This window comes from Myroides sp. A21, from assembly GCF_000807225.1.
Taxonomy (GTDB): domain Bacteria; phylum Bacteroidota; class Bacteroidia; order Flavobacteriales; family Flavobacteriaceae; genus Flavobacterium; species Flavobacterium odoratimimum.
This window is the reverse complement of sequence record NZ_CP010327.1, coordinates 1,978,495-1,997,254: the sequence shown is the minus strand read 5'-3', so window position 1 is coordinate 1,997,254 and position 18,760 is coordinate 1,978,495. Positions and strand designations below refer to the sequence as shown.

The window sequence follows — 18,760 nt, the reverse complement described above, 5'->3', positions numbered from 1 at the left end:
TATACACATAAATATTTTTTCTACAACACAACCATAATTAAGGAAAAAACATCTATAATCAATATCTTTCAAAGAAAAAACCATTACTTTTACATATCCTAAACTTCACTAAACAGAAAAATTAACTATGCAACACATAGACGAAATTGATAAAAGACTACTTATCGAACTTCAATTAGACGGAAAACAATCGACAAAACAACTAGCAGAGAAAGTGAACTTATCACTTACACCAGTACACGAACGAATAAAGAAGCTTGAAGCAACAGGTATTATTCAAGGGTACACTGCCCAACTTAACCCCGATTTATTAGGAAAAAAACTAATCGTATACTGTCAAGTCATACTGATCAGACATCAAGAAAGTCTATTCGAAGAATTTGAGAAATATGTAAAGGGCTTAGACGAAGTATTAGAAGCTTCTTACATAGCAGGGGACTATGACTTCTTTTTAAAGTTATTAGTTGACGACGTACAAGCCTATCAACAATTCGTAGTACACAAAATCTCTAAACTAGAGATTATATCTAATATCAAAAGTTCTTTTGTAATTCAGACGATCAAAAAGACTTCTAATATACCTTTATAAAAAAAGCCCTGAAATCAAATGATATCAGGGCTTTCCTTTATTCTATATTAACTCTAAAATAGACCGTTTATTTCAGCATCTATTTTATTAATTACGTTTCCTAAATCTTCTGGGTTTTCTACGAAATCCAAATTATCTACATCGATAATTAGTAACTTCCCTTTGTCATACCCTTTAATCCACTCTTCATATCGTTCATTTAATTTGTTTAAATACTCGATAGAAATAGAGTTTTCATAATCTCTTCCTCTCTTTTGGATTTGCCCTACTAGATTAGGTACAGAGCTTCTTAAATAGATTAATAAATCTGGAGCCCCTACCAACTCTTGCATCAATTCGAATAAAGAAGAGTAGTTCTGAAAATCACGATTAGACATTAAGCCCATTGCGTGTAAGTTCGGCGCGAAGATATGTGCATCTTCATATATTGTACGATCCTGGATAATCGTCTTACCACTTTGTCTAATTTGTAAAACTTGACGAAAACGGCTATTTAAAAAATACACTTGTAAGTTAAAAGACCATCTGTCCATCTGGTGGTAGAAGTCATCTAGATAAGGATTATCTACTACATCCTCATAATGAGGTTCCCACCCATAGTGTTTGGCTAATAAATTTGTAAGCGTAGTCTTTCCTGCGCCTATATTTCCAGCAATAGCTATATGCATTACGGTAATTTTATAAAGTAATTATTTAATTTCTGTCCGTCAAAAATACTCAATTTTTGATTGCCATAAAAGAAGCCTGAAATGCTTTTTTCTTTTGTATCTAGAACAGAAGTCTTATTCGCTTTTAAATCAACAAAGTATAATTTATCTTTATAAGAATAAAGTAATTTATCTACCTCTAATATTTGCATTAAATCGTATTCCGATTCTAGATTATACGTAACAATCTCTTTACCGACTAGGTCATTTCCATGTAATACGTTCTCTTCATCTACCCAAAAGAACAGATGAGGCAGTGTCAAATATTGTTTAATCTTAACTCCCTCTGGAAAAGTAAATACACGGTGTAGCTCATAAGTAACGCTGTTATATAAATTCACTGATCTGTTGCGCTCATTCACTAACCAATAATTACGCTTCGTACTCACCCCTGCAAAACTAGTCTCCATAGTCGGAAACTTAACTCCTAGTTCGATGACATTGCGTTCTGCTAACTCTCTATTGACTAATACAAAAGCCTTCTTTTCTTTATAGAAAAGCATTAGCTCTAGAGGATTAGTAATATCGATTAAGGTAAGAGAGTCAAAATTCTTACTCTTATAAGAAGTACCACTATATTTTGTGTTTTTTCTAAAAACATCTCCTTCTTTTAGATAAGTACTTTCATAGATATCTTTACCTAAGAACTGCTGATCCTTACCTACATTTTCATTATTCTGAAACTTTAGTCGTAAGGTATCCTTAATGACGATTGGCTCATCCTTCACTACAGTTTCTTTTTTTTGATCTATTGTTTTAGAAGGTTCTTGAGCATATCCCAAAAATCCAACTAGAGCAACAATTAAACAAGAAAATATCTTTTTCATAACTTACTTTTTTTAGCTTTTCATATATGTCAAAAAGGTAAACGGATACTGATGTCTTGCATCTTTATCATGAAACTCCTCTCTGACTAACTTCCACTCTTTAGGATCTATAACAGGAAAGAAAGCATCTGCCTCTAATACTGTATGTACACGAGTTAATTCTATCTTATCTGCAAAAGGAAGTGCTAGATTATAGATTTCCCCTCCACCTATAATAAAACTTTCTTCTTGCTCTGTTACTAAATCTAAAGCCTTTTCTAAACTATTCACTACGATACATGCCGCAGGAGCATCATAGTCCTCCTGACGGGTAATGATGATATGCGTACGGTTAGGCAAAGGTTTTGGAAATGACTCAAAAGTCTTTCTTCCCATTATAATAAAATGGTGAGACGTTAAGTCCTTAAAGTGTTTAAAGTCATCTGGCAAATGCCATAACAAATCATTGTCTTTACCTAAAGCATTATTCTCTGCAGCTGCAGCGATCAGTGTCAGCATATATTTATTTTTTATCTAATTCTGGTGAGCTAGTAGGAGTTGGTTGTTGGATTTGCTCTAAATCTCTCTGTGTATCTACTAATGGAAAATCCTTCTCTACTTTTGCTCTTAATTCTTTGATTCGTTGTTCTTGTAGCTCTACTAAACGTCTTACTTGCTTATCCTCCCATCGCTTACCCATAAAACGATCTACGATTAATACATTCACAGCGTGTAAGAATACTAACAATGCCCATATCCCGATAGCATACGGCCACCAAATCGTAACTGTAGTCTGATCCTGAACTAAGCCGTTAAAACAAAACATGGCAATACTTCCTAAAACAAATACTACAAAGTGAAAGAATAACATCTTTCTTTGTTTTAATCGTTTGCGTGCATATTCATACATTTCGTAAGATTCATCTCTTTTCATAAGCTATATTTTTATTATTCTGTTTATACAGACACCTGTCCTTTTATAGCAGGATGAGGATCATACCCCTCAAGTGTAAAATCTTCGTATTTAAAACTAAATATATCTTTCACCTCTTTGTTTATCACCATACGAGGCAACGGTTTTGGTTCTCTACTTAACTGTAACGTTACCTGTTCGATATGGTTATTATAGATATGTACATCTCCGAATGTATGGATAAAATCACCTACTTCTAGATCACATACCTGAGCGACCATCATCGTTAATAAAGCATAAGAAGCAATATTAAAAGGCACCCCTAAGAATACATCTGCACTGCGCTGATATAACTGACATGACAGTTTACCATCTGCTACATAGAACTGAAAGAATGAATGACATGGAGGTAATGCCGCCTTACCATTAGCTACATTCTCTGCAAAAGAAACAGAAGTATCAGGCATCACACTAGGATTCCATGCAGACACCATTATACGTCTACTATTAGGGTTGTTCTTCAGTGTATCTATCACCTCTTTTATCTGGTCTATCCCTTCTCCATTCCAGTTTCTCCATTGATATCCATACACAGGTCCTAGATCACCGTTCTCATCAGCCCACTCATCCCATATACGCACTCCATTCTCACTAAGATACTTAATATTCGTATCTCCGTTTAAGAACCACAACAACTCATATACGATAGACTTTAAATGTACTTTCTTAGTTGTAACCAAAGGAAATCCTTCTGATAAATCAAATCGCATCTGATGACCGAATATACTCTTAGTTCCTGTCCCTGTACGATCTCCTTTTTGTGTTCCGTTATCTAGTACTTGCTGTACTAAGTCTAAGTATTGTTTCATTGTTGTGTTGTCTATATAGGTTTATTATCTTTTATTTAATTCATCTCTTAGCAAGGCTGCTCTTTCGTAATCTTCATTTACAAGAGCATCATCTAGCATTTTTTCTAAATCAGATTTAGTATAACTAGAATAATCATTAGCCTTCGCCTCCTCTTCTAAAAACTGCTCTACTTGAGAAGCAATATCTTCTCCAGAATAAGGAACCTTTTGTTCTTCTACCTCCTCTTCTTCTTGTTCTTCCTCAGCATTAAGAATAATACCAGCTCTATCTAAGATATCTTTATAAGTATAAATAGGAGCATAAAAGCGTATCGCTAATGCTATCGCATCTGAAGTACGTGCATCTATCGTCTCCTCTATACCATCTCTTACACAAACTAAGCTAGAATAAAAAACTCCATCTAATAGTCTGTTAATAATAACTTCTTTGACTATGATACTGTATCGATCTGCTAAGGTCTTAAACAGATCATGAGTCAGAGGTCTAGGTGGTTTAATATCATCCTCTATCGCTATCGCAATAGACTGAGCCTCAAAGGCTCCTATTACGATAGGTAATTTTCTACTTCCTACCTCTTCTTCTAGTATAAGTGCATATGCACCATTCTGTGTATGACTATAAGAGATCCCACTTACCGTTAATTTTATTAAACTCATAATTATTTTTTATACAAAAAAAGCAACTAAAACAAAGATATAAATATTCTTCGTCTTAGTTGCCTTATATATTTAAAAGCTTATAAAATGCTTATGCATTCTTAGCCTTAAACTCTTTTAATTTCTCTACTAATTGAGGTACTACTTGGAATGCATCTCCTACGATACCATAGTCAGCTACTTTAAAGAATGGTGCTTCCGCATCTGTATTAATAGCTACTTTTACTTTAGAAGAGTTCACCCCTGCGATATGTTGGATAGCTCCAGAGATACCTACAGCGATATATAAGTTCGCAGCTACAGGCTTACCTGTTTGTCCTACGTGCTCTTCATGCGATCTCCACCCTAAGTCAGATACAGGCTTAGAACAAGCTAATGCTCCACCTAATACTTCTGCTAAGTCTTCGATCATCTTCCAGTTCTCTGGTCCTTTTAATCCACGTCCTCCTGATACTACTACATCAGCATCAGCGATAGTTACTTTTCCAGATACTTTTTCTACTCCTTCTACTTTTAGGCTGAAGTCAGCATCGTTTAACGATGGTGCAAAATCCTCAGCTGCAGCAGCTCCAGAAGCCTCTACTAGTCCGTAAGAGTTCTTAGCTAATGCTAATACTTTTACATCTGTAGTTAATTCTGTATGTGTAAATGCTTTAGTAGAGAAAGAGTTTCTCTTCACTACGAAAGGAGAAGTACTCTCTGGCAAAGCTACCACGTTAGAAGCATATCCAGCGTTTAGAGCTACTGCTACATAAGGAGCAGCGTATAAACTGTCTGTTGTAGAAGATAATACTACTACTTTAGCTCCTTCTTTAGCAGCTGCTTGTTTGATTACATCTGCATAAGCTTTAGCATTAAAGTTAGCTAACTTATCGTTAGATACTTTTAATACTTTATCTACACCGTATTTTCCTAATTCGCTTACGTCTGAAGCATTGATCGTTACAGCTGTCACAGTTGTTCCTAATGACTCTGCTACTTTTTTAGCATAAGAAGCTAACTCTAATGCTACTTTTTTAAATTTTCCTTCTGCTGATTCAGCATATATTAAAACTGACATAATTCTTCTTTTTTAAAGGTTTACAAATAAATGAAATTAGATAACTTTTGCCTCGTTGTGTAACAAGTTGATTAACTCATCTAAGTTATCAGGTGAAATCATTTTACAAGCTGATTTTGGAGCTGGTTTTTCGAATTTCACATCTTTAGTAGTTTCTTCTGCTCCTACTGGTTCTACTACAGCTAAAGCCTTTGTTCTAGCTGACATAATACCACGCATATTAGGAATGCGCAAGTCTTTTTCATCTACGATACCTTTTTGTCCTCCGATTACTAATGGCAATTTTCCAGAGATAGTCTCTTTACCACCGTCTATCTGACGAATCGCTTTCACAGAAGTACCTTCTACTTCTAACCCCTCACATGAGTTAACGAAATCGTATCCTAAGAATGCAGCTAGCATTCCTGGTACCATTCCACCATTATAATCTAAAGATTCCTTACCAGCTAATACTAAGTCAAAACCTCCATTTTTTACTACTTCTGCTAATTGTTTTGCTACGAACATTCCGTCAGTAGGATTAGCATTCACACGGATAGCCTCATCTGCTCCGATAGCTAATGCTTTACGCAACGTAGCTTCAGTATCAGGTCCACCTACATTCACTACAGTAACTGTAGCTCCTTGTTTCTCTTTGAACCAGATAGCTCTAGTTAAAGAATACTCGTCATTAGGATTGATTACAAACTGTACTCCATTTGTATCAAATGTTGTATCTCCATTCGTGAAGTTAATTTTTGAAGTAGTATCAGGCACATGACTGATGCAAACTAATATTTTCATTTTTATATCGTTTTTTGTGTTTCACATTTACTTACCGAACGAAAATAAGAATTTATTTTTGATATTTTACTATGCGTGCATATAAAATTATCAGTCTTATTTAAATAGATTCTAATTAACAAACTTTTACCTCTACCCTTTTATAATGCTCCACACCCCTTAATTATATTGAAATACAAACTTTTTCTTTCCTATTTATGGTAAGGGTACTCCTGTCCTTATCCTATTATTTCTCTTTTAATAACAACTTTTTTAATAAAAGAATTAACACGAATTTGGTTAAATAATCTTTTAATCCTCTCACTTATACTCTTAGTCCCCGAACAGAATTACGTTATCGTCACAGACAAATTCAGATTTTAATCTATGTCTTTAGTACTAATATCACCTTCCTTATAATAGCTATCTAAGCAAAACTCTTTTCTTTTTAAGTAATTTACTAGTTCTCTCTACTTCTTCAACACCGCTACAACACTTCTTCAAGACTTCTTCAACAAACAACGTCTTAACTAGAGCAATCATGGAGAAGTCTTGACGAACTGTTGAAGAAGATAGCACAAAGCCTTATATATACTGGCTTGAAAGCTATTCAATACCCAACTACAAAAAAAGGACAACACACAACAGCACCTTAAAAATCAACCACTTAACCCTTAAAAATCATAAAATAAAAATAAAAAAGCAGACCTACTTTTTTCTTAAAACAACGTTTAAAGAAGGATTAAAGCTCTATTTAGGCTAAAAAACAATGTAAAAAGACAGCTTCTAGCATCATTATTAGTCCCAAAAAAGGACAAGAACAAAAAAAGTGTAGAGAAATTCGAACAACTATATATAGTACATAGCTAGGATAGCTACTGATTATTTAATCACAGATACTAATATTTCACCAACAAAAAAATAGTAAAGCTATCTTCTAAACTGCAGAGGATTTACCCCTGTCTCGCGCTTAAAGAAACGCCCCATATAAGAAGGGTCTTGAAAGTTTAACTGCTCAGCTATTTGGCTAATGTTTAAATCCGTATTGCGAAGGTAATCTTTAATCTCTAATACCACTTGACGATTAATAAGCTCTTTAGGGCTATAGTTCAAGAACTGCTGAGTGATCTGTGATAAATAATAAGGTGTAATACATAAAGTATCTGCATAGAACGCGACATCTCTATGCTGCTTAGCATGATGAGTGATCAGATCCCAGAACTTCCAGCATTGCTCCTCTTGTCTACTGTAGTGCTTCTCTATAATTAACTCATCATAGTTAACCTGTTCTGATAAATTTAAAAACAAAATCTGAAATTGGTTACACAGCATTCGCTTAGTGTGTATAGAAGTGTGCTCTATCATATAAAGAGATACAGAATGCCAGTGATTATAAATCCTAATATTCTCTTCACTAAAATATTGCACTGGGAAATAATGTAGGTAACTAAACAATTCGTTTGGTAATACATAAGCAATCTCACTAGCGAAATCGCGCTGAATCAAAAAACAATGCATCCTATAGTCCTCTGACATCTCTCTGAAGGTGACTATATTATCTTCTCCTACGATAATAAAGTTACCCTTACTCAGTATATACTCTTTAAAATCAACACTGATGAGTGCCCTTCCAGCTTCTACAAAAAAGAACGATAAATAAGGGGTAGCTACAGGATAATCAAACTGATTCTCTTTCGTACAAATGCCATAATCCACCCCAAAACTAAGAGTGATACGCTCCTTTAAATCTATCAAAACACTTTTCATAAATACAGAATAAAATCAAATCACCATACAAATAAACAAAAATAATTTCTAAAATTACATTTTTATCTAAAATAATCATACAGCCAGATTCTAAGCACACCCCTACTTTTGCATCAGAATAATAACAAGTACTTTCAACAAGAGTACAAAAATGAAAAGAAGATGAGACTAGAAACAGAAAGATTGATTTTGCGCCCTTGGGAAGAGTCAGATGCAGAGAGTTTATACTTATACGCAAAAGACGAACAAGTAGGTCCAGCAGCAGGTTGGCCAGCCCATAAAAGTGTAGAAGAAAGTAAAGCAGTAATCAACAACGAATTTGCACACCCAGAGATATACGCCGTAGCTCTAAAAGACACTAATGAAGCGATAGGATGTATTGGTTTATTAATCGGAAAAAACAGCAACTTTGACATTTCTGAAAACGAAGCAGAAGTAGCCTACTGGATAGGTGTACCACACTGGGGCAAAGGCTATATCCCAGAGGCACTTGAGCGATTAATCAAACACGCATTCGTAGACCTTAAGATGGTAGACCTCTGGTGTGGATTCTACGAAGAAAACACAAAATCACTACGTGCACAATCTAAGTGTGGATTTACATTCGCTTATAAATCAAAAAACAGATACGACAAATACTTTAAAGACGACCGTATCGAAGTAATCACCAGACTTAAATATGAAGATTGGTTACAATCACAGCAATAACACTTCACCCTTCTATCTCTATAGGAGGGTTTCTTTTGATTGGGCACATAGAGATGGCGTAACACCATGAGTTAAGAAATCTCAACGATACAACGATAAACTATAAAAGCTAAAATACTACAACACCTTCAACTAAAGGCGTATAATATTAAAGAATTGTAAATCAGAAATAAAGTAGGTTATAAAAAATATAATAAAAGAGGACGCATAAGATTAAAACCTATAAAACAATAAAACAGATACTCAAGATAAAGATATTTTTTCCTATTTTTGCTTTCGTAAATTAATTACACAAAATAGAAAATTATGAGAACGATTCAATTTAGAGAGGCCGTGTGTGAAGCGATGAGCGAAGAAATGCGTCGCGACGAATCAATATATTTAATAGGTGAAGAAGTAGCTGAATATAACGGTGCTTATAAAGCTTCTAAAGGTATGTTGGACGAATTCGGTCCAAAACGTGTTATCGATGCTCCGATTGCAGAGTTAGGATTTGCTGGTATTGCAGTTGGATCTGCAATGAATGGTAACCGTCCTATCGTTGAGTTTATGACTTTCAACTTCTCTTTAGTAGGAATCGACCAAATTATAAACAATGCTGCTAAGATGCGTCAGATGTCTGGTGGTCAATTTAATATTCCTATCGTATTCCGTGGACCTACTGCATCTGCAGGACAATTAGGTGCAACTCACTCACAAGCTTTTGAAAACTGGTATGCTAATGTACCTGGATTAAAAGTAGTAGTACCATCTAACGTATATGACTGTAAAGGATTATTAAAAGCGGCTATCCGTGATAATGACCCTGTTATCTTCATGGAATCTGAGCAAATGTATGGTGATAAAGGTGAAGTGCCAGAAGGAGAATACACTATCCCATTAGGAGTAGCTGATATTAAGAGAGAAGGTACTGATGTAACTATCGTTTCTTTTGGTAAAATCATCAAAGAAGCTTATAAAGCTGCTGATGAACTAGCTCAAGAAGGTATCTCTTGTGAAATTATTGACTTGCGTACTGTACGTCCATTAGATCAAGAGGCTATTCTTAAATCTGTAAAGAAAACAAATCGTCTAGTAATTCTAGAGGAGGCTTGGCCATTTGGAAGTATTTCTTCTGAAATTACTTATATGGTACAAGAGCAAGCATTCGATCATTTAGACGCTCCTATCCAAAGAATCACGACTGCTGATACACCAGCACCATATTCTCCAGTATTACTACAAGAGTGGCTACCTAACGCTAACGATGTAGTGAAAGCTGTAAAAAAAGTACTTTACAAGTAAAAAAAATAACGTATATTTGATAGACTCCATCTTATGCTAAGATGGAGTCTTTTTTTATGAATACTACTTTACTATGAAAAATAAAGTTAAGTTTCTATTATTATTTCTACTCGTTTCAGCATTTAGTTGGGGACAAACCAAAGTAAGTGGGAAAATAATTGACGAAAACAACTTAGAGGTGCCATTTGCTAGCGTTTACTTTAAAAACTCTACTGATGGGGTAATTGCTAATGAATCTGGTAAGTTCTACTTAGAGTCTACCAAGACCTATACTACCCTAGTGGTATCTTTCGTGGGTTATAAAACACTTGAAATTCCGTTAGAGGGAAAAACAAATCTAGATCTAAAAGTCGTTCTACAAGATGACAACACCTTAGATGAAGTTAAAATCTATGCTGGTAAAACTTCTAAGAAGAATAACCCTGCCTTAGATATTCTACGTAAAATATGGGAGCGTAAACGCAAGAATGGTTTATATATGTTCTCTCAATACGAGTATGATAAATACGAAAAAGTAGAGTTTGACTTAAACAGTATAGATAGCGCATACCAGAAGAAAAAACTATTCAGAGGTATGGAGTTCATCTTCGAACAAGTAGACACCAACCGCATTACAGGGAAGACATACCTACCTATTTTTATCAATGAAAATATAGGTCAGGTATATGGTGATAATAGAAACGGTAAGAAAATCGAAAAAACCTTAGGAAACAAAAACTCAGGTTTTGATACGAATCAACATATTATCGAATTCGTTAAAGACCTATACGCTGAGTATAATATCTACAACAATTATATCAAGATATTCGATAAAGACTTCGTCAGTCCACTATCTCGTACAGGTATTAATGTGTATAACTATGTACTAGCAGATAGTGCTTATATAGATGATAAATGGTGTTTTAATATCGTATACTACCCTAGACGTAAAGGAGAACTAACATTCAAAGGAGACTTCTGGGTGAACGACTCTACATTCGCAATCAAGAAAATTAATATGGAAGCGAGTAGAGATGCAAATATTAACTGGGTTAAAGAGATTTATATAGAGCAAGAATTCGATGTTCTAAATGATTCTGTATTCCTATTGACTAAAGATCACTTCATGTCTGACTTTGCCCTTTCTAAAAGAGAGAAGTCTAAAGGGGTCTATGGTAAGCGTACTTCTATCTATAAACATCACAAATTTGATATAGAGCATCCTGATGAATTCTATCAAAAGAATGTGAATGTATATGATGAAGGAATCTATAAAAGAGATGAAGACTTCTGGAAAAGTTATCGCTTTGAATCATTAAGTAAAGACGAACTAGGAATCTATAAAATGCTAGATACATTAAAAACAGTACCTAAGTTTAAGTTCCTATTTGATCTATCATCTACTATAGCGAGTAACTACTACAATATCGATAAGTATAAATTTGACTACGGACCTATCTTTTCTACTTTTGGATATAACGATATTGAAGGGTTGCGTTTGCGTGCTGGTGGAAGAACTTACTTTGGTCCGAATGACAGATGGAGATTAGAAGGATATGGTGCATACGGATTTAAAGATAATCAGTTTAAATATGGCGTAAGTGCTAAAGTACTATTGCACAACGATAGTAGATTAATCTTATTCGGAGGAAACCGTAGAGATATAGAGCAAATAGGTGTAAGTCTTACAGAGACAAATGATGTATTGGGAAGAAGTTTTGCTTCGAACTCTTTATTTGCGAGTGGAGATAATACGAAATTGACTAAAATTAATCTTTCTACAGTAGGTTTAGAAATAGAACCTGTCAAGAACTTAAAGTTTAGTACTTCGTTTAATTATAGAACACTAAGAGCGGCATCAGACTTATTTAACCTAGACTACTACGAGGATAAAGAGAATAATATCATCGCTAACGAAACAAAACAGTCTGAGTTTAACCTAACTGCCGAATATACACCTAAACGAAAAACAATAGGATACGGTGTAGATAGAACAGATGTAGATAAAAAATACCTACGTATGTTCTTAAAGTATACACAAGGGTTCAAAGGTGTAATAGATAGTGACTTCGAGTATAAAAAAGTTCAATTCTATGCTAGAAAACCTTTATTGTTAGGAGGCTTTGGTACATTGACACCTACATTCGAAGCAGGGAAGACATTCGGAGAAGTACCTCTAGGGTTATTAAGTGTTGTACCTGGTAACCAGTCGTGGTTTAATATCGAAAATACGTTTGCGAACTTAAACTACTACGAATTTGTTACTGATCAATATGCATCATTGCATTTAGAGCACAATTTTGGAGGTCGTTTATTCTCACGTATTCCATGGTTAAGAGATTTCAATTTACGTGAGATCGTAGGAGTTAGAGGAATATACGGAAAGGTTTCACAAGAGAACATAGATTTAAATGCATCAGGACTACAATACAAGGCACCTAGTGATGTGTATTATGAATATTATATAGGTGTAGGTAATATATTTAAAATCTTTAGACTTGATTTAAGTTGGAGAGGAAATTACCTAGATATGCCTGACGCTAGAAAGTTTGCTATTAGAGGATCTTTCGGAATTTATTTCTAATAATTAATCTAAAACTTGTTATAAACAAGTAATTAGAGTACTTTTGCACACGATTTTTAGAAATAAGATTTAAATAAAAAAATATGAATACATTCGAAACTTTTGATGCATTTGTTGAGATTCCAGCAGGCAGCAGAAACAAATATGAGTATGATTTTGATTTAAAAAGATTGCGTTTTGACCGTCTTTTATATTCTAACATGAGATATCCAGCTGATTACGGATTCATTCCAGAAACATTAGCTTTAGATGGAGATCCTCTAGACGTACTTGTAATGTTCACTGAGCCATCTCTTCCAGGAATGGTAGTAGAGGTAAAACCTGTAGGTGTTTTCTATATGGCTGATGATAAAGGACAAGATGAAAAAATCTTATGTGTACCTGTATCTGATCCAATCATGAATAAACTAAACGATATTCAAGATGTAAACGAGCACTTCAAAAAAGAAGTAGAACACTTCTTCAAAGTATACAAAGACTTAGAAAACAAAACAGTTACAACTGATGGTTTTGGAGATAAAGCAGCTGCTGTTCAACTAATCAAAGAATGTACTGAGCGTTTTGAAAAATTAGAAAACAAAGCTGAAGGTTTATTCAGCATCCGTTACTAATAAAATATAGTAAGAGAGCCACTCAAATGAGTGGCTCTCTTCTTTTATATCTACTACTTAATTATTTTTTATCTAAATATCTTTCTAATAAGATATCTATATGGTGTAAAGTATGACCATAGTTAAGCCTACCAATCTCTTCTACAGAGAGTACATAATGAGCCATTTGGTTTTTTAAAGCTAAAGCTTCTGTTGTAAAACCTTTAAACTGATAATACACACTCTTCATCAGTGTGATATATTCTTCTCTTAAATCTTGAGGTTCTTTACATTCCCCTTTTGAATTATCTACATACAGATTCTCATCAAATCCACTTAAGACACTTGTGTCCTGACGTGCGATATGCAAGGCACGATAACTAAATATACGTTCACAGTCTATCAGATGCTGTATCAGTTCCTTTACCGTCCACTTCCCTTCTGCATAAGCATAATCCCATTTATGTTGTAAGGTTACTTTATCCATTACCTCTAAGACAATAGGGATACGAGCTAATAATATCTCTTCTAAAGGCAATCCTTCTGAACGTCGAATGTAATCTGTGTGTGACATAGAGTTTATTTATAAGGTTTAGTCTGGTTATTTGTCTATCCAAAGTTAAAAAATGTCTTCATTAGTTATCGATATTTTTTACAAACAAAAACACAATACTTCACCGAAATAGCTTCATAAATAAAGTAAGATTTAGAAAGAATGATTTTAAATTTAAAAAAAGATAATTTTAACACCTTTCAATACTTAAAATTTTCTTAATTTCCACAAATATAAAACAAGCATATCTCTACTTAATAACAAAGAGATGTACTACAAACACACACAACAAAAAGCACAAACAACACAATGGAAGAAATTATTAAATTACTAAATGACTTAATTTGGTCTAACATTTTTATTGCACTCTGTCTATTAGTAGGACTTTATTTTACGATTACAACAGGATTTATACAGATCAGATACTTTCGCCATATGGTGAAATTACTTTTTACAGAAGGTTCTTCCGATAAAGGGGTAAGCCCATTTCAAGCCTTTAGTATGGCTATCGCTGGACGTGTAGGAGTAGGTAATATCGTAGGAGTAGCTACCGCTATCGCTGCCGGAGGTCCTGGAGCTATCTTCTGGATGTGGGCTATTGCCTTCTTAGGAAGTGCATCTGCTTTTATAGAATCTACATTAGCACAAATTTACAAAGTAGATAAAAATGGTCAATACGTAGGAGGTCCAGCCTTCTACATCGAAAAAGGAATGAAGAGTAAAGCATTTGCCCTATTCTTCTCTATCGTAACTTTAATCAGTTGTGGTCTATTCTTACCGAGTATCCAAAGTAATAGTATCGCCGTAAGTATGCATTCAGCTTTCTCTATCCCTACATGGGTTAGTGGTATTGCTATTTGTTTATTCTTAGGATTTGCAGTATTTGGTGGAGCGAAGAAAATGGGATTAATTGCTCAGATCATTGTACCTTTTATGGCTAGTGCATATATTATCATGGCTGCCATTATTATAGGGTTAAACATACAAGAGGTACCACACATCTTTGCTTTAATATTTAAATCTGCCTTTAACTTAGAGTCTGCTTTTAGTGGAGTCTTCGGTGCTGCAATCGCATGGGGTGTAAAAAGAGGTATATATTCTAATGAGGCTGGGCAAGGTACAGCACCACACGCTTCAGCTGCCTCTGAGACATCTCATCCTGTAAAACAAGGATTAGTACAAGCTTTCTCTGTTTATGTAGATACCTTATTCGTATGTACAGCAACAGCCTTAATGATCTTATTTACAAATTCGTATAACGTGATAGATGAATCAGGGACTTATATAGTAGAAAATATGCCCGGTGTAGAAGCTGGAGCTGCTTATACGGTAAAAGCAGTGGCAACACACTTTCCTGTATTCGCTTCTCAATTCATTGCTATAGCACTAACTTTCTTTGCTATCACTACAGCTATGTCTTATGTGTTCATCGCTGAATCAAACTTCGAATACTTAAGTAAAAAGAAAAACATTATCCTAAGATGGATCATGCGTATCATCATATTAAGCATTGTATTCTTTGCCTCTACTAGTGAACCAAGTATAGCATGGGGAATCGGTGATATCGGTGTAGGAGCTATGGCATGGATTAATATCATCGCTATCTTTATCCTAAGAAAACCAGCATTAAAGGCTTTAAAAGATTATGTAGCACAACGCAAAGAAGGAAAAGATCCTGTGTTCGAACCTAGTAAAATAGGTATAGAGAATGCTTCTGAGGAATGGGATAAAATAAATGAACGAAGAGCACATCAGTAATAATCACGAGTTCTCTTAAACTTTCTTACCTTTGTACTAATTCAAATTAAGAAAAATGCATTATACAATTAGACCTGCAAAAAGAGAAGATTACGACGTAGTTCCAGAATTAATGCTACAAGCAATGGAAGATATTGTCTTCACATTTATCCAAAAAGAAGACATCGAAGAAGCCATTAACTTTCTAACTATTATGTTCCGTAAACCGGGGAACTTATATAGTTATGAAAACACTTTCGTAGCGATAGATGAAGAGGGTGATATCGTAGGTTCTATAACTGGATATAACGGAGATGACTTTATCACGTTAAGAGAGCCTGTACTAGACCTAATGAAGCAACAGTATAATAATGACATGATACCTGAACCAGAAACCACTGGTGGAGAATATTACTTAGACACTGTAGCTGTATCTCCTAAAGTACAAGGTAAAGGAGTAGGTAGCCACTTACTGAAACATGCTGTAGACTATGCTAAGTCACAAGGTCATAAACAAGTAGGACTAATTGTAGATTTAGAAAACCCTAGTGCAATGAAGCTTTATTCTCGACTAGGATTTAAACAAGGAAATCAACTAGAGTTTGCAGGTGGTGAATACTACCACATGTATATCTAACCTCATACAGATAAACCTGAGCATGTGTTCAGGTTTTCTTTTTTTTCAGATCCCCTATTCTTTGTTTTAGACAATAGATCATTGTCTTTATCTACTTCCTTATTTAAAAAGCATTTATTCTTCATTTTGACACAAAACGAAACTTCTCATTTGGCTTTTAATAATTATATTTGTCAAAAATAAAATACAATGTCAAAAAATATTACTCCATACGAAGGATCTGAATTAGGCAAGAAACAACAAGTCGAACAAATGTTTGATACTATTTCTGGCAATTATGATAACTTAAATAGAATGATTTCTCTTGGTACTGATCAAGGATGGAGACGTAAGGTATTAAAGTTAGTATCTGAACAAAAACCAACTACAATATTAGACATTGCTACTGGTACTGGTGATTTAGCTATTCTGCTATCTAAAACAGAAGCTACTAAAATCACTGGACTAGATTTATCCGCTGGAATGCTAGAAGTAGGTAAACAAAAAATCAAAGCGTTAAACTTAGATAATAGAATCGAAATGGTACAAGGAGACTCAGAAAACTTGCCATTTGCAGACAATACTTTTGATGCTATCACAGTAGGTTTTGGTATTAGAAACTTCGAAGACTTAGAAAAAGGATTGTCAGAAATACTTCGCGTATTAAAACCTGGAGGAATATTCGTTATTCTAGAAACTTCTGTTCCTACTAAATTCCCATTTAAACAAGGATATTTCTTCTATACGCAGAATGTAATGCCGTTCATGGGTAAATTGTTCTCTAAAGACCAAAAAGCTTATAAATATTTATCTGACTCTGCAAAAAACTTCCCTTTTGGAGAAGCTTTAAACAATATTTTAAGAAAAGTTGGGTTTAAAGATGTAAAGCATCTTCCACAAACGATGGGAATTGCTACGATATATTCATCTTCAAAATAATATGAAAAGACTAATTGTATTTTTTTTAATCCTATTCGTTAGCTCACAGTCTTATGGGCAATGGATATTTGGTAGAAACCCGATGCTTAACAAAAGAGATTGGGACAAACAGCGTGTCCATTGGGGCTATTACTTAGGAGTCAATTCATACAATTACAAGTTTGATTATAATGCAGACTATTATCACAAGCTACAAGCATTAAAAGAAAAATACCCAAATGACTATACTGAAATACAAGTAAAGTCTTCTATGGGATTTAATGTAGGACTTGTTGGGAACTTGCGTATCATGGAGCATTTAGACTTGCGCTTTGAGCCAGGACTAACATATGCAAAAAGAGAACTGTCTTTCCCTAGAGCGCTTATCTATGATTATTATGCTACACAGCACAATAATCCAGAACCTTCTGAATATGAATTAAACAGTTCTTCGGTCAAGTCAACTAGTGCTACATACCTACACTTCCCTTTATTATTAAAATTCTCTGCTCTGAGAACTGGAAATATACGTCCTTATGTCTTAGGAGGTTTTTCTTTGGACTTAAACTTAGGAAGTAATAATAAAGTAGATAGCGATAACTATGAGGGAGTCTGGCGAGTAGAGAAGCTTACAGCTAACTACGAAATAGGGGTAGGTATCGACTTTTATTTTGAATATTTTAAATTTTCTCCTTCTATTAGAGGGGTATTTGGAATTAATGATGAATTAATCAGAGATAAAAATGCGCAAAGTCCATGGACTGGAAATATAGAATCAATGAAATCTAGAGGGATATTTGTCAACTTTACCTTTCATTAAAAACAGATATAAAAAAAGGGAACTTACTTAAGTTCCCTTTTTTTATATGCTTAAAAATTATGTCTTCTAAATTCGCTTAGTACAATAGAGGCTGCCATGGCAACATTTAAACTTTCTGTCTGTTGTAAATTTCCATAACGAGGAATCGCTACTCTTTCTGTTACTAAATTTTCAATAACATTCGAAATACCATTAGCTTCATTTCCCATGATGATAATTCCTTTATTCGCCACTGTTTTCTGATAGATATTATCTCCATCCATAAAAGTACCATAAATAGGAAGCTCCCCTCCTGCTCTAATTAATTCTGGTAACTCTCCATATACAAGATTAACACGAGCAATTGACCCCATTGTAGCCTGTACCACTTTAGGATTATAGACATCTACTGTCTCACTGGTACAAATAATATGCTTGATCCCAAACCAATCGCATAATCGTATAATAGTCCCTAGATTACCTGGATCTCTAATATCATCTAAAGCAACGATAAGATCACTATAATCTACAGACTCTTGTTCCGTGCAATGAAATACAGCCAAACAATTAGAAGTCGTACTCAGCGCAGACATCTTTTTTAAATCTTCTTTACTGACAATAGAAACCTTCGACTGAGGAACATTAAACTTCAGTTCTTCTGTACAATATATGTGCTCTAAAACCAACGAAGACTTCACTAATTCTCCAACCACCTTAACTCCTTCTGCAATAAAAAGTTGGTGTTCTTTTCTATATTTTTTCTGATGTAAACTCTTAATTAATTTGATTTGGTTTTTCGTAACCATAAAAAACTGTATTTTTGACTGAAAATTGACTATACTACTTTGAGCAGATTTTTACC

Annotated in this window: 20 protein-coding genes; 9 read left to right on the top strand and 11 right to left on the bottom strand. The window is 34.4% G+C overall.

The window, feature by feature from the left end; translation table 11 throughout:
* Positions 1-127 precede the first annotated feature (127 nt).
* Positions 128-589 carry an Lrp/AsnC family transcriptional regulator gene (locus tag MYRA21_RS09125; RefSeq protein ID WP_006260563.1) on the top strand — a complete coding sequence of 154 codons (462 nt, stop codon included), beginning with the start codon at positions 128-130 and terminating at the stop codon, positions 587-589.
* 53 nt (positions 590-642) lie between these two features.
* Here the strand turns inward: MYRA21_RS09125 and MYRA21_RS09120 are convergent, their stop codons facing one another.
* The 9 genes from MYRA21_RS09120 to MYRA21_RS09080 all read right to left on the bottom strand — a co-directional run bounded on the left by MYRA21_RS09120 (position 643) and on the right by MYRA21_RS09080 (position 8,130).
* The gene (locus MYRA21_RS09120; RefSeq protein ID WP_006257240.1) at positions 643-1,257 is read right to left on the bottom strand and encodes a deoxynucleoside kinase; all 615 of its coding nucleotides are present in this window, start codon (positions 1,255-1,257) and stop codon (positions 643-645) included.
* The gene (locus MYRA21_RS09115; protein WP_006257241.1) at positions 1,257-2,123 is read right to left on the bottom strand and encodes a hypothetical protein; all 867 of its coding nucleotides are present in this window, start codon (positions 2,121-2,123) and stop codon (positions 1,257-1,259) included. The genes MYRA21_RS09120 and MYRA21_RS09115 overlap by 1 nt, the downstream gene beginning before the upstream one ends.
* 12 nt (positions 2,124-2,135) lie before the next feature.
* Complete coding sequence (locus MYRA21_RS09110; protein ID WP_006257242.1) at positions 2,136-2,621, bottom strand: dihydrofolate reductase; 486 nt, start codon at positions 2,619-2,621, stop codon at positions 2,136-2,138.
* 4 nt (positions 2,622-2,625) lie between these two features.
* Positions 2,626-3,036, bottom strand: coding sequence for a 2TM domain-containing protein (locus MYRA21_RS09105; protein ID WP_006257243.1), 411 nt, complete (start codon positions 3,034-3,036; stop codon positions 2,626-2,628).
* 23 nt (positions 3,037-3,059) lie between these two features.
* On the bottom strand, positions 3,060-3,884 hold the full coding sequence (locus MYRA21_RS09100) for a thymidylate synthase (protein WP_006257244.1): 825 nt from the start codon (positions 3,882-3,884) through the stop codon (positions 3,060-3,062).
* 24 nt (positions 3,885-3,908) lie between these two features.
* Positions 3,909-4,541, bottom strand: a complete 633-nt coding sequence (locus MYRA21_RS09095) for a bifunctional nuclease family protein (protein WP_006257245.1) — start codon at positions 4,539-4,541, stop codon at positions 3,909-3,911.
* A 91-nt stretch (positions 4,542-4,632) separates the two neighbouring features.
* Positions 4,633-5,601 carry an electron transfer flavoprotein subunit alpha/FixB family protein gene (locus MYRA21_RS09090; RefSeq protein WP_006257246.1) on the bottom strand — a complete coding sequence of 323 codons (969 nt, stop codon included), beginning with the start codon at positions 5,599-5,601 and terminating at the stop codon, positions 4,633-4,635.
* 36 nt (positions 5,602-5,637) lie between these two features.
* Positions 5,638-6,384: an electron transfer flavoprotein subunit beta/FixA family protein gene (locus MYRA21_RS09085; RefSeq protein WP_006257247.1), complete on the bottom strand. Its 747-nt coding sequence runs from the start codon at positions 6,382-6,384 to the stop codon at positions 5,638-5,640.
* A 909-nt stretch (positions 6,385-7,293) separates the two neighbouring features.
* Positions 7,294-8,130 (bottom strand): helix-turn-helix domain-containing protein, encoded by an 837-nt coding sequence (locus MYRA21_RS09080; RefSeq protein WP_039328879.1) that lies wholly within the window; start codon positions 8,128-8,130, stop codon positions 7,294-7,296.
* Between the two features lie 162 nt (positions 8,131-8,292).
* Between MYRA21_RS09080 and MYRA21_RS09075 the strand changes: the two genes are divergently transcribed.
* From MYRA21_RS09075 to MYRA21_RS09060, 4 genes are all read left to right on the top strand, one after another.
* Positions 8,293-8,838 carry a GNAT family N-acetyltransferase gene (locus tag MYRA21_RS09075; protein WP_006257249.1) on the top strand — a complete coding sequence of 182 codons (546 nt, stop codon included), beginning with the start codon at positions 8,293-8,295 and terminating at the stop codon, positions 8,836-8,838.
* Positions 8,839-9,144: 306 nt separating this feature from the next.
* Positions 9,145-10,122 carry a pyruvate dehydrogenase complex E1 component subunit beta gene (locus tag MYRA21_RS09070; protein ID WP_006257250.1) on the top strand — a complete coding sequence of 326 codons (978 nt, stop codon included), beginning with the start codon at positions 9,145-9,147 and terminating at the stop codon, positions 10,120-10,122.
* A gap of 73 nt (positions 10,123-10,195) precedes the next feature.
* A complete protein-coding gene (locus MYRA21_RS09065; protein ID WP_006257251.1) occupies positions 10,196-12,685 on the top strand; it encodes a DUF5686 and carboxypeptidase-like regulatory domain-containing protein in 2,490 nt (829 codons plus the stop codon).
* Between the two features lie 83 nt (positions 12,686-12,768).
* Positions 12,769-13,296 (top strand): inorganic diphosphatase, encoded by a 528-nt coding sequence (locus tag MYRA21_RS09060; RefSeq protein ID WP_006257253.1) that lies wholly within the window; start codon positions 12,769-12,771, stop codon positions 13,294-13,296.
* Positions 13,297-13,357: 61 nt separating this feature from the next.
* Here MYRA21_RS09060 and MYRA21_RS09055 read toward each other — a convergent pair whose 3' ends face one another.
* Positions 13,358-13,849, bottom strand: coding sequence for a DinB family protein (locus tag MYRA21_RS09055; protein WP_006257255.1), 492 nt, complete (start codon positions 13,847-13,849; stop codon positions 13,358-13,360).
* A 288-nt stretch (positions 13,850-14,137) separates the two neighbouring features.
* On the opposite strand from MYRA21_RS09055, the gene MYRA21_RS09050 reads away from it, so the two are divergent.
* From MYRA21_RS09050 to MYRA21_RS09035, 4 genes are all read left to right on the top strand, one after another.
* The gene (locus MYRA21_RS09050; protein WP_006257256.1) at positions 14,138-15,586 is read left to right on the top strand and encodes a sodium:alanine symporter family protein; all 1,449 of its coding nucleotides are present in this window, start codon (positions 14,138-14,140) and stop codon (positions 15,584-15,586) included.
* 55 nt (positions 15,587-15,641) lie between these two features.
* Entirely contained in the window at positions 15,642-16,202 is a 561-nt protein-coding gene (locus MYRA21_RS09045) for a GNAT family N-acetyltransferase (RefSeq protein ID WP_006257257.1), read from the top strand.
* A gap of 189 nt (positions 16,203-16,391) precedes the next feature.
* The gene (gene ubiE, locus MYRA21_RS09040; RefSeq protein WP_006257258.1) at positions 16,392-17,120 is read left to right on the top strand and encodes a bifunctional demethylmenaquinone methyltransferase/2-methoxy-6-polyprenyl-1,4-benzoquinol methylase UbiE; all 729 of its coding nucleotides are present in this window, start codon (positions 16,392-16,394) and stop codon (positions 17,118-17,120) included.
* 1 nt (position 17,121) lies between these two features.
* A complete protein-coding gene (locus MYRA21_RS09035; RefSeq protein ID WP_006257259.1) occupies positions 17,122-17,919 on the top strand; it encodes a porin family protein in 798 nt (265 codons plus the stop codon).
* Positions 17,920-17,969: 50 nt separating this feature from the next.
* On the opposite strand, the gene MYRA21_RS09030 is transcribed toward MYRA21_RS09035, so the two are convergent.
* The gene (locus tag MYRA21_RS09030) at positions 17,970-18,704 is read right to left on the bottom strand and encodes an RNA methyltransferase (protein WP_006257260.1); all 735 of its coding nucleotides are present in this window, start codon (positions 18,702-18,704) and stop codon (positions 17,970-17,972) included.
* Between the last annotated feature and the right edge of the window lie 56 nt (positions 18,705-18,760).

Bases quoted from the DNA above. Each gene is read 5' to 3' on its own strand.
- MYRA21_RS09125 (WP_006260563.1), top strand. From the start codon at position 128: ATGCAACACATAGACGAAATTGATAAAAGACTACTTATCGAACTTCAA.
- MYRA21_RS09120 (WP_006257240.1), bottom strand. From the start codon at position 1,257: ATGCATATAGCTATTGCTGGAAATATAGGCGCAGGAAAGACTACGCTT.
- MYRA21_RS09115 (WP_006257241.1), bottom strand. From the start codon at position 2,123: ATGAAAAAGATATTTTCTTGTTTAATTGTTGCTCTAGTTGGATTTTTG.
- MYRA21_RS09110 (WP_006257242.1), bottom strand. From the start codon at position 2,621: ATGCTGACACTGATCGCTGCAGCTGCAGAGAATAATGCTTTAGGTAAA.
- MYRA21_RS09105 (WP_006257243.1), bottom strand. From the start codon at position 3,036: ATGAAAAGAGATGAATCTTACGAAATGTATGAATATGCACGCAAACGA.
- MYRA21_RS09100 (WP_006257244.1), bottom strand. From the start codon at position 3,884: ATGAAACAATACTTAGACTTAGTACAGCAAGTACTAGATAACGGAACA.
- MYRA21_RS09095 (WP_006257245.1), bottom strand. From the start codon at position 4,541: ATGAGTTTAATAAAATTAACGGTAAGTGGGATCTCTTATAGTCATACA.
- MYRA21_RS09090 (WP_006257246.1), bottom strand. From the start codon at position 5,601: ATGTCAGTTTTAATATATGCTGAATCAGCAGAAGGAAAATTTAAAAAA.
- MYRA21_RS09085 (WP_006257247.1), bottom strand. From the start codon at position 6,384: ATGAAAATATTAGTTTGCATCAGTCATGTGCCTGATACTACTTCAAAA.
- MYRA21_RS09080 (WP_039328879.1), bottom strand. From the start codon at position 8,130: ATGAAAAGTGTTTTGATAGATTTAAAGGAGCGTATCACTCTTAGTTTT.
- MYRA21_RS09075 (WP_006257249.1), top strand. From the start codon at position 8,293: ATGAGACTAGAAACAGAAAGATTGATTTTGCGCCCTTGGGAAGAGTCA.
- MYRA21_RS09070 (WP_006257250.1), top strand. From the start codon at position 9,145: ATGAGAACGATTCAATTTAGAGAGGCCGTGTGTGAAGCGATGAGCGAA.
- MYRA21_RS09065 (WP_006257251.1), top strand. From the start codon at position 10,196: ATGAAAAATAAAGTTAAGTTTCTATTATTATTTCTACTCGTTTCAGCA.
- MYRA21_RS09060 (WP_006257253.1), top strand. From the start codon at position 12,769: ATGAATACATTCGAAACTTTTGATGCATTTGTTGAGATTCCAGCAGGC.
- MYRA21_RS09055 (WP_006257255.1), bottom strand. From the start codon at position 13,849: ATGTCACACACAGATTACATTCGACGTTCAGAAGGATTGCCTTTAGAA.
- MYRA21_RS09050 (WP_006257256.1), top strand. From the start codon at position 14,138: ATGGAAGAAATTATTAAATTACTAAATGACTTAATTTGGTCTAACATT.
- MYRA21_RS09045 (WP_006257257.1), top strand. From the start codon at position 15,642: ATGCATTATACAATTAGACCTGCAAAAAGAGAAGATTACGACGTAGTT.
- ubiE (WP_006257258.1), top strand. From the start codon at position 16,392: ATGTCAAAAAATATTACTCCATACGAAGGATCTGAATTAGGCAAGAAA.
- MYRA21_RS09035 (WP_006257259.1), top strand. From the start codon at position 17,122: ATGAAAAGACTAATTGTATTTTTTTTAATCCTATTCGTTAGCTCACAG.
- MYRA21_RS09030 (WP_006257260.1), bottom strand. From the start codon at position 18,704: ATGGTTACGAAAAACCAAATCAAATTAATTAAGAGTTTACATCAGAAA.